Annotated in this window: 2 protein-coding genes; both read left to right on the top strand. The window is 46.2% G+C overall.

Annotated features, from left to right (window positions below; all coding sequences use genetic code 11):
• Positions 1-417 (top strand): hypothetical protein (locus ACFINX_RS09075; RefSeq protein ID WP_375668706.1); only part of this gene is annotated, 417 nt, incomplete at its 5' end.
• Positions 407-1,863: phage terminase large subunit family protein (locus ACFINX_RS09070; RefSeq protein WP_375668705.1), on the top strand; the 1,457-nt coding region annotated here is incomplete at its 3' end. The genes ACFINX_RS09075 and ACFINX_RS09070, both read left to right, overlap by 11 nt.

Raw genomic sequence — 1,863 nt, 5'->3', positions numbered from 1 at the left:
ATCTGGAATGAGAATCCAACAAAGCGCCCTACTCCATTTTTAGCACCGGATGGTCAACCGCTGACAAAGATCAAACAAGCCTCCACAGATGGAGCCAATGAATACAAGATAAAACTAGAGCGGATGCAAGTTGCGCTAGCAAAAGAAAAGATTGCTCTGGAAAAGTTACGCGAAACCACTGTTGATCGTGAAGAAGTGAGAAAAGAAGCATGGAACTTTGGAAGAGCGCATCGAGATACAATGCTCAATTTTGCCTATCGCTTTGGTACTGAAATTGCGGCGCAAGTGGGATGTGATGCTGCGAGCCTTATTGGAGCTATCGATCATCATATGCGCAAAGCTTTAGTGGAAAATGTCGTCCCTGTTTCTTTTCACGATCCCAACATTTTAGAAGAGAATCCAGAACATGATAAGTGATGCTTCGCCCTCGTCCTCTGGTGCTGGGCTCTTTTTTTGCTATGCGAATGAAGGACGCCGTCCTGACCCGCCTTATACTGTTTCCCAGTGGGCTGATAAAAATCGTTATTTGAGCACAGTTACGAGTGCTGAGCCTGGATTATGGAGGACTATACGTACCCCCTATTTACGAGAGATCATGGATAATCTTTCTGTTTATGATCCGACTGAAACAACGGTTGTGATGAAGGGGGCTCAGATTGGAATGTCGGAAGCAGCGTTGAACTTTTGTGGTTATGCCATTCATCATAGTCCAGGACCAGCCCTTTATGTGATGCCGACAGTTGAGACCGCTAAGAAACTGTCAAAGTCTCGTCTTGATCCGATGATTTCAGCTAGCCCTGCTTTAAGCGAACGCATTGCTCCTGCTCGTGCACGAGACAGTGGAAATACAATGTTTTCAAAGGAATTTTATGGGGGGACATTGATGATTACAGGAGCAAATAGTGCTGCTGGATTGCGTTCTTCTCCTATTCGCTATTTGGTTTTGGATGAAGTCGATGCTTACCCATTGAATGTCGATAATGAAGGCGATCCTGTAACAATTGCGGAAAAACGAACCTCTGCTTTTATTCAACGTAAAATTTTTAAATTGTCCACGCCGACACACCGTGACACAAGCCGTATCGCCAAGGATTTTGTGCTAGGTGATCAGAGATATTACAATGTCCCTTGTGATGCATGTGGTGTTCTACAACCCATTGTTTGGTCACAAATTAAGTGGCCAAAAGGCGCCCCCGAAAAAGCTGTTTTTGTTTGTGCGCATTGTGGTCATGAACATGCCGAACATCGTAAGTCCACCTTAATGGCAGAAGAAAACGGTGCTTGTTGGATCGCAACACAGGAGTCAAGTAAGCCTCGTCTGCGTTCTTACCATATTTCAGCGCTTTATTCGCCATGGCTGACTTGGGGCGATTGTGCGCGCGAATTTTTAAGAGCCAAAGAAGACCCTGCTCTTTTGCAAGTTTTTATTAATACAGTGCTTGGAGAGCCATGGGAGGACAGAACAGGCGAAGTTGTTGATCCTGATAGCCTCTATGCAAAACGCGAAGATTATCCCCTTGCACCAGAACAATCCGTCGTGTTGACAGCTGGTATTGATGTGCAAAATGACCGCTTGGAACTTGAAGTGGTGGGATGGGGGCGTAGTGAAGAAAGTTGGCATATTGATTATCAAGTGATCCTTGGTGATCCCTCTTCTTTTGAAGTGTGGGACCAATTGGATGAATATCTTGCAAAACGTTGGCCGCATCCAGGCTATAAAGAGGGGATTAGGATAACAGCGGCTTGCATTGATACCGGTGGTGGACACACACAGGTAGTTTATAATTATGTACGCCCGCGTGAAGGGCGGCGTATCTGGGGCATTAAGGGGCAAGCGGGATGGCGTGCGGTATGGCCACGCCG

The sequence above is a fragment of the Bartonella sp. AP36NXGY genome (assembly GCF_042195865.1).
Lineage (GTDB): Bacteria > Pseudomonadota > Alphaproteobacteria > Rhizobiales > Rhizobiaceae > Bartonella.
Note: the sequence above shows the minus strand (reverse complement) of the source record. Positions and strands in the feature narration are given on the sequence as shown.